Source organism: Algoriphagus sp. (genome assembly GCF_024642405.1).
Taxonomy (GTDB): Bacteria; Bacteroidota; Bacteroidia; order Cytophagales; family Cyclobacteriaceae; genus Algoriphagus.
On record NZ_JAHEBC010000167.1, the window covers coordinates 1 to 8,152 of the forward strand.

Sequence of the window (8,152 nt, forward strand, 5' to 3'; positions counted from 1 at the left end):
AAGGTGGATGGGCTGAAAACAGAGCCAAGGCTTATGGAATCGAAGTCAAAGATCTTCCGGCTTATTATGCCAACCGGACTTTGCTCAAGGAAGCCGTCAAAACTTCCGATATCGCTGAGGCCGCTTTCGCTTTCGTGTCAGGAATGCTTAATAAAACAACAGGAAATATGATCAACGTGGACGGTGGTTTAGCTGCCGCTTTCCCGAGATAGTAAAAATGAGTACCCATACCCAACATAACCCAGAATACTATGCTTGTCGACAAATCGGAAAGAATCCTCACGGATTCAAGGACCCCTAAATATTTGCAAGTAGTGAATTTGATCCTCGATGAAATTGAAAAAGGAAATCTCAACATCGGGGATCGAATTCCCTCCATTAATGAAACAAGTTTTGATTTTCTGCTATCCAGAGATACGGTAGAGAAAGCTTACAATGAGCTTAAAGATCGGGGAATCATTACTTCGGTGAGGGGAAAAGGCTTTTATGTAAGTTCAACGAATGTAGAAAATAAGCTAAAAGTTCTTCTATTATTCAACAAACTCAGTTCTTACAAGAAGATAATCTACTATTCAATTATTGAGACACTGGGGGATGGTGCTACAGTTGATATTCAAATCCATCATTACAATGTGAATATTTTAGAGGATCTGATAAATCAAAGTGTTGGAAAGTACAACTATTATGTAATTGCACCTCATTTCTTCGATAAAGAAACTCATCCGGTATGTGGGTGTGATTTACTTAAAAAAATTCCAAATGATAAAATTCTGATCATGGACCGAGCTGTAAAGGGACATGAAAATGAATTCCCCGGAATCTATCAGGATTTTGCAAAAGATATTTTTGCAGCTCTGGAATCAGGTCTTACTCATCTAAGAAAGTATAGAAGAATGATCTTGGTTTTTCCAAAGGGAGATATGTATCCGGTGGAAATCATCGATGGATTCAAGCGATTTTGCTTCTTCCATGATTTTGAAAATATGATCGTTGATGGTATAGATGATGAACCACTTTACAAAGGAGATCTATTGCTTGTAATAGCAGAATCCGATCTTGTGAATATCATCAAGAAGTCCAGAGAACAAGCATTGACTCTTGGAGAAGATGTTGGACTGATTTCTTATAACGAAACCCCACTAAAAGAAATTTTGGATAAAGGGATTTCTACCATTTCCACTGATTTTATTCAAATGGGAAAATCAATTGCAAATCAAATTTTAGGAAATGAAGATAAAATCCCCATTAAAAACCCCTTTAGACTAATCGTAAGAAAGTCACTCTGATTCTAATAATTATAAATGGTTCTTGAATTTTCATGAGCAAAACTCCAGTAACAGCTATTTTCGACATTGGTAAAACCAATAAAAAATTCTTTCTTTTTGATGAGGATTTAGAGGTTGTTTATCAAACCTATCATAGGCTTGAACCCGGAAAAGACGAGGATGGGTTTCAATCGGAACCAATTGATGAGTTAAAATCCTGGATGATTGAAACCTTCAATAAAGCTCGTCATATGAAGGAGTTTGATATTAAAAGAATCAATTTCACAAGCTATGGAGCAACTTTGGTTCATACTGACGAAAATGGCCATCCTGTCACTCCTTTATATGATTATTTAAAACCTTTTCCGGAAGAATTACTGAATCGATTCTATAAGGAACAAGGAGGAAAAATGGAGTTTTGCACGACTACTGCTTCTCCGCCATTGGCCATGCTCAACTCAGGCTTACAGCTTTATTTTCTTAAAAATGAAAAGCCAGAACAGTTCAAAAAAATCAAACACTCCTTTCATTTACCCCAATACTTAAGCTCCATATTTACCGGCAAGTTTGTCTCTGATTTCACAAGCATCGGCTGTCACACCGGACTTTGGGATTTTCAAAAACAAGAATACCACAAATGGTTAAAAGAAAATGATGTATTAGACTTGCTTTTACCAGCCATGGCTAGTTCCTCCGTTTTCAAGACTTTACCTGAATTCGGGAAAATTCCAGCTGGGATTGGAGTTCATGATTCTTCTTCAGCCTTGCTTCCATATTTGAAAAGAGAAAAGGAACCATTTATGCTCTTATCTACCGGCACCTGGGCGATCAGTATTAATCCATTTAATAAAAGTCCTCTTACAGAATCCGAATTATTAAAAGATTGCCTTCAGTTTATTGGGATCACAGGAGATCCTATTAAAATAAGTCGTTTGTTTATTGGTGAAGAGCATAAATATCAGGTAGATAAAATGTATGAGTTCTTTAAAAAACCATTAGGTACTTATAAGAAATTAGCATTCGAAGAAGATCGTTTTAATAAAGTAATATCAAAACCTAAAAGAGTGAGGTTTCATTATTTGAAGCCTGAAACCTATGGTCTTACTCAAGCTGAAAAAATGGAATTTGAAGATTTTGAGGATTTTGAGGATGCTTATTACAGTTTTCTGCATGAACTTACAGAGCTTCAAATTGCAGCACTTCGGCTAGTTTGGGCAGATTCAACTGTCTCAAGAATGTTTATTGACGGAGGCTTTAATGCGAATGAAATCTTTGTTGGAATGTTAAGAAAAAAATTACCTGACCTTGAAATCCTCACCAGTGATTTTGCCCTTGGAACAGCACTAGGAGCAGCTTTATTGACCCAACCAGGTTTCAAACCTCCCGCAATTTAGATCCTACTGATTAGCGGAACACTGAAAAATCAAAAACACAAGCCCCTAATACCTGTTTTATTACTAAAACATTAAAATACATGGAAGTTGCTCTCTTTATCCCTTGCTACATTGACCAGTTTTACCCACATGTGGCTCAAGCAACGTTAGAGTTGCTTGAAAAGTTGGGCTGCAAAGTTAGCTATCCTTTAGATCAAACCTGTTGTGGACAACCCATGGCAAACTCAGGCTTTGAAAGAGATACCGAAGGCACTACCCGTCAGTTCATTGAAACTTTTAAGGCTTATGATTTTATTGTGGCTCCATCAGGAAGTTGTGTTTTACATATTAAAGAACATCAACCAAAAATTGATGATTTGGAACAATTCCAAAAGGAAGTTCAATCCAAGATTTATGAACTCAGCGAATTCCTGACAGATATTCTAAAAGTTGGAACCGTTAAAGGTTCATTCCCGCACAAAATAGGATTCCATTCCTCCTGTCACGGACAAAGAGGATTAAGGTTAAGCTCCTCATCTGAATTAAATGAAGCTCCCTTTAGCAAAGCAAAAGATTTATTTGCTGGGATAAAGGATTTGGAATTGGTCGAACTTTCCAGAAAGGATGAATGCTGTGGATTTGGAGGGACATTCGCTGTTTCAGAAGAAGCTCTCTCTATCCAAATGGGGAAAGACCGATTAGCGGATCACTTGGATCACCAAGTGGAAATCATTTGTGGTGGAGACACATCTTGTTTGATGCATTTGCAAGGAATCGCTGAAAGAAATCACAAATCTGTCAAATTTATGCATCTGGCAGAAATCTTAAATCAAGCTATCTCATGAGCCATCCTAGTCAAGCCGCAAATTTCCTGAAAGACGAAAAAAGGGCCCATTGGCATGATGAAACCCTATGGTTTGTCCGTGAAAAAAGAGATATTTCCAGTAAAGGCATTCCAGAATGGGAAGAACTCCGAAAACTTGCATCCGGTATTAAAGATCACGTACTGACCAAACTTGATTATTATCTGGAGGAGCTGGAAAAGAAAGCTACCGAAAATGGAATTAAAGTCCACTGGGCTAAGGATGCCGAGGAACATAACAAAATTGTTTTGAGCATTTTGGAAGAAAAAAAATGCAAAGCAATTGTCAAAAGTAAATCCATCCTTACCGAGGAATGTCACCTCAACCCATTTTTAGAAAAGCATGGGGTAGAAGTAGTTGACACAGATCTTGGAGAGCGAATCGTTCAGTTTTTAAATCAACCACCAAGTCATATTGTACTTCCCGCAATTCATCTAAAGAAAGGTGATATCTCAGAAATTTTTCATGAGAAATTGCAAACAGAAAAAGGAAATGAAGACCCCACCTATTTGACAAACGCTGCGAGAATTCACCTCAGGGATAAATTCATGAAAGCTAAAGTGGCAATAACAGGTGTTAATTTCGCAATTCCTGAAACAGGTGAATTCGTAGTCTGTACTAATGAAGGAAATGCAGATATGGGGGTTCATTTGGCCGATGTGCATATTGCCTGTATGGGCATAGAGAAGATCATTCCTAGAAGAGAGGACTTGGGGATTTTCTTAAGGCTTTTGGCTAGATCTGCTACAGGACAATCTATTACGAATTACAATTCTCATTTCAGAAGTCCTGCTCCTGGTAAGGAAATTCATTTGATTTTAGTAGACAATGGGAGAACAAAGCAACTAGGTAGGGAAAAATTTAAAAACTCCCTAAAATGTATCCGATGCGGAGCATGCATGAATACTTGCCCGATCTATAGAAGAAGTGGGGGATATAGTTATGGAAGTACAGTACCAGGACCAATTGGTTCAATTCTATCTCCCGGAATTGACGTAAAAAAATATAGCACTCTTCCTTTTGCCTCCACCCTTTGCGGAAGCTGTTCTGATGTTTGCCCGGTAAAAATCAATATTCACGAGCAACTCTACGAATGGCGCCAAGAAATTACGAAAGCTCAAGGCTGGTCCGCAAAAGGCATGTCCATGAAATTAGCGAATGGCATTTTTAAAAGCCCTTTGGCATATAAGGTTTCAGGAAAAGTTCTTCGGGCAACTTTAAAGACATTGCCAAATAGCATTATTTACAATCCACTTAATGTTTGGGGAAAAGGCAGAACAGTACCAGAAGTTCCAAAAGAATCCTTTAAAGAATGGTATCAAAAAAATAGACCATGAGTAGCAAAAACCTGATACTATCCAAAATCAAAAACCTGGCACAAGAAGAAAAACCTTTGCCTGAAATCCCGAATTTTGAAACTCCAGAGGATTTATTGGAAACCTTTGTCAATTCTGTCAAGCTCAATAAAAGTACTTTGATTTCAAAAATGGAATTACAGGATTTAGTAAACTCAGGAGCTTATCCAAAAGTGTATTCCGGTTCTAAATTGATTGAAGACCTAAAAACATTTACGCTTCCTGAGAATCCAAAAGATCTGAATGATTTAGATCTAGCCATTATAGACGGTCAATTTGGGGTTGCGGAAAATGCTGCAATCTGGCTGGAGGATGAAAACCTCGGGCTCAGAGCGGTTCCATTTATCACCCAGCATTTGGTTATTATTTTGGAAAAATCAAAAATCCTCGGAAACATGCATGAGGCCTATACTAAGATTGGTTCTCAATTTTCTGGCTTTGGAATATTTATAGCCGGGCCTTCAAAAACAGCCGATATTGAACAGTCATTGGTCATTGGGGCACATGGTGCAAAAAGTCTCAGAGTAGTATTGGTTTAAATAAAACGATTTTCAACAATAGTCCGGAAGGTCAGATTAATCCTAGGATGATTTATTAATTTAGTGGGTGGTAATCGATGCAACCAATGGCTTTGAGTTTCACCTTTCATTATCATAAGGCTTCCATGCTCCAAAATCATTTCCACCTTTTCCTTTGACTCTTTATGTTTAAAAGCAAATTTCCGTTCTGCTCCTAAACTCAAAGACCCAATAGCGCCATTCTTTTTTAAATCCTTTTCACCATCACTGTGCCAAGCCATCCCTTCATTGCCATGATGATATAAGTTCAATAGGCAGGAATTAAAAGTCTCACCACTTCTTTTTTCAACTTTTGATTTCAACTCAATCAACTCTTTTGTCCAAGGCAATGCTGTTTTTGTATTATTGGAATAGGTGTATTCAAAGGCACATTCTGCATACCTAGCAACTTTCCTTTTTGTGATAATCCTTTTTCCAAAAATGGTAGCCTCATCATTTCTCCATTCAATGTGATTCATCAAAATAGAGAAATAATGATCTGCTTCCGTTTGGTTCAGCAATTTTCCAAAATAATTAACCTCTCCATCTTTCGGCAAGAGATTTATTTCTGGATCATATTCTAAATCAAACAATCCCATTAACAAAAATATTAAGGTCGATTTTCATAATCAGATTTGGGCAAAATAATACCCCTAAAAGCAATAATTTTAGAGGTATGTTTTATTATTTTTTTGAATGAACGGCAATTCGATTGCCCTCAGAGTCCAGAAAAACTCCCATATATCCTATATCAGGAGCAATCATTCTTTTTGGAATTTGTACAGTACCTCCTGCTTCTTTTACTCTTTTTAATTCCACCTCACAATCTTCTGATGAAAAGTAAATCAAAGCTCCCGCATGTTTACTGGTTGCATAAAAATCCTTATGAAAAACCAAGCTGCCTTCGGCCCCTTGTCCAGAATGATCACCAGGAAACCAGGCCATTTGAAAATCACCCATAACCTGCTTATTTAGTCTGCAATCAAATACTTTTTCATAAAAAGTGATGGCCCGATCCATATCTGAAACAGGGATCTCAAACCATCCTACAGTTACTCTTTTCATAGCATTCAAGGTTATGTTAACTAATCAATTTTTTAAACTCTTGTCAATTTGATTGGATAGGTTTTTCCAGCATTCCATTGGCAGACATAAATATTCTCATCCTGATCAAGGCACACATCATGACAATGTTTAAATATGGGCTGGGATTGAACCATGAGTTGTAAAACTCCATCCCTGTATTCAGGTGCTGTACCTCCTGGATTGGAGACCACGGTATTATCTTTATCTAGGATTGTAACAAATCCAGAATCAGGAGTCTGCTCTAAATATCTTAATCTAGACCAACAAACACCTGCATATAAATTATCTCCATGGATCACTGGCCGGCAAACAAATGCTCCTGGCAAAAAAATCGTTTCTATATACTCACCATCAAGGCTAAATCTTTTAAAGGAATTATGGCCTCTAGAGGTACAAAGTAAAGTTGGAGTTTTCCCTCCCCTTTGGTCTACGGTAATGCCATGTGCAGTGCTAAATTGAGCATCACCGGAACCTGGGCCTCCGAATTTTCTTTTGAAAATTCCATCTTTATCATACTGCAGAAAATACTGGGAACCATAGCCATCTGCGATATATAAATCTCCATTTGGTCCAATAGTCGTTTCGGTAGGTACCCAAGCCATTTTTTCAGTATAAATCTCCTCCTTCACCGGCGCAAGTATTTCACTGACCACCACCCCATCAAGAGTAGTTTTTAAGACCCTTCCTCCATTATCGCAAATCCAAAGATACTCAGCATCTCCTTCATCACTCAAGGTAAGTCCATGCGCTCTATCCAATCCTAAAGTCCATGTTTTCAGGAGCTTTCCAGATTGATCATAGATGATCACATTATTTTTAGCCTCATCTGTCAGCATGATCATTCGACCTTTACGATCCATGACCATTTCGTGACAGTTTGCAACTGGCACTTTCTGGGGATCAAGCATCCCCCATTTTGCATCTACCTTATATTGGAAATCACCGTGCCCGATAATTTCATCTGTATTAAATCCGAAAGAAAATGATGGTGCTATACTCATGGCTAATCCTGCGAGGGAGGTTTGTTTGACAAAGTCTCTGCGACTTGTTTTCATAGTTTCAGGTTATTGATGTAATGAAAATATTTGGCTTAAAAAGCCAAACAATCTTTGTAATTTACGAGAAACAAAACATTAAACCCAGATGAAAAAGCAGTTTTACCTTTTCTTATTCGTGATTTTTGGAATACTTCCAATCTTCCCCCTGTTTTCCCAAGAAATAGCCCTACAACTTTATTCCCTTCGAAATGAAATGAAGGAAAATCCTGTTAAATACCATGAACTTATTTCAGAATGGGGAATCACAAATCTGGAAGGAGGAGGAAATTATGGAATGACTGATATAGAATATGAGAAATTACTGGAAGAAAATAATTTAAAATTTGTTGGCGTGGGAGCAGAATATAATCAACTGACTCAATCCCTGATCCCCATTATACAAGAAGCCAAAAGATTTGGTGCAAAATACGTGACTTGCTATTGGATTCCTCATCCTGATGGACCTATCACTTTGGAAGAGATAAAAGTAGCAACGGCATTATTTAATCAAACCGGAAAAGAATTAAAAAAAGAAGGACTTGTGTTTTTATATCATCCTCATGGCTATGAATTTGCTCCAAATCCAGAAGGGAAAGGTGTGATAATGGATTATATG

The 8,152-nt window shown here is 37.6% G+C and carries 8 protein-coding genes and 2 pseudogenes; 7 read left to right on the forward strand and 3 right to left on the reverse strand.

Annotated elements, in window-relative coordinates; genetic code table 11:
* From Q0L68_RS12720 to Q0L68_RS12745, 6 genes and pseudogenes are all read left to right on the forward strand, one after another.
* Positions 1 to 212 (forward strand): annotated as a pseudogene (locus Q0L68_RS12720) (bifunctional rhamnulose-1-phosphate aldolase/short-chain dehydrogenase); the annotation flags it as partial.
* Positions 213 to 251: 39 nt separating this feature from the next.
* Positions 252 to 1,286, forward strand: coding sequence for a GntR family transcriptional regulator (locus tag Q0L68_RS12725; protein WP_296703722.1), 1,035 nt, complete (start codon positions 252 to 254; stop codon positions 1,284 to 1,286).
* A 32-nt stretch (positions 1,287 to 1,318) separates the two neighbouring features.
* A complete protein-coding gene (locus Q0L68_RS12730; protein ID WP_296703724.1) occupies positions 1,319 to 2,659 on the forward strand; it encodes an FGGY family carbohydrate kinase in 1,341 nt (446 codons plus the stop codon).
* 80 nt (positions 2,660 to 2,739) lie between these two features.
* Positions 2,740 to 3,483, forward strand: a complete 744-nt coding sequence (locus Q0L68_RS12735) for a (Fe-S)-binding protein (RefSeq protein ID WP_296703727.1) — start codon at positions 2,740 to 2,742, stop codon at positions 3,481 to 3,483.
* Positions 3,480 to 4,838 carry a lactate utilization protein B gene (locus Q0L68_RS12740; protein ID WP_296703729.1) on the forward strand — a complete coding sequence of 453 codons (1,359 nt, stop codon included), beginning with the start codon at positions 3,480 to 3,482 and terminating at the stop codon, positions 4,836 to 4,838. Before Q0L68_RS12735 ends, Q0L68_RS12740 begins: the two co-directional genes overlap by 4 nt.
* The gene (locus Q0L68_RS12745) at positions 4,835 to 5,395 is read left to right on the forward strand and encodes an LUD domain-containing protein (RefSeq protein WP_296703731.1); all 561 of its coding nucleotides are present in this window, start codon (positions 4,835 to 4,837) and stop codon (positions 5,393 to 5,395) included. Before Q0L68_RS12740 ends, Q0L68_RS12745 begins: the two co-directional genes overlap by 4 nt.
* Here the strand turns inward: Q0L68_RS12745 and Q0L68_RS12750 are convergent.
* The 3 genes from Q0L68_RS12750 to Q0L68_RS12760 all read right to left on the reverse strand — a co-directional run bounded on the left by Q0L68_RS12750 (position 5,392) and on the right by Q0L68_RS12760 (position 7,554).
* Entirely contained in the window at positions 5,392 to 6,012 is a 621-nt protein-coding gene (locus Q0L68_RS12750) for an alpha-ketoglutarate-dependent dioxygenase AlkB (RefSeq protein WP_296703734.1), read from the reverse strand. The two genes, Q0L68_RS12745 and Q0L68_RS12750, sit on opposite strands and share 4 nt — an antisense overlap.
* Positions 6,013 to 6,097: 85 nt before the next feature.
* Positions 6,098 to 6,478, reverse strand: coding sequence for a VOC family protein (locus tag Q0L68_RS12755; protein WP_296703735.1), 381 nt, complete (start codon positions 6,476 to 6,478; stop codon positions 6,098 to 6,100).
* Positions 6,479 to 6,510: 32 nt separating this feature from the next.
* Positions 6,511 to 7,554: a twin-arginine translocation signal domain-containing protein gene (locus Q0L68_RS12760; RefSeq protein WP_296703737.1), complete on the reverse strand. Its 1,044-nt coding sequence runs from the start codon at positions 7,552 to 7,554 to the stop codon at positions 6,511 to 6,513.
* A gap of 88 nt (positions 7,555 to 7,642) precedes the next feature.
* On the opposite strand from Q0L68_RS12760, the pseudogene Q0L68_RS12765 reads away from it, so the two are divergent.
* Positions 7,643 to 8,152, forward strand: a pseudogene (locus tag Q0L68_RS12765) (sugar phosphate isomerase/epimerase); the annotation flags it as partial.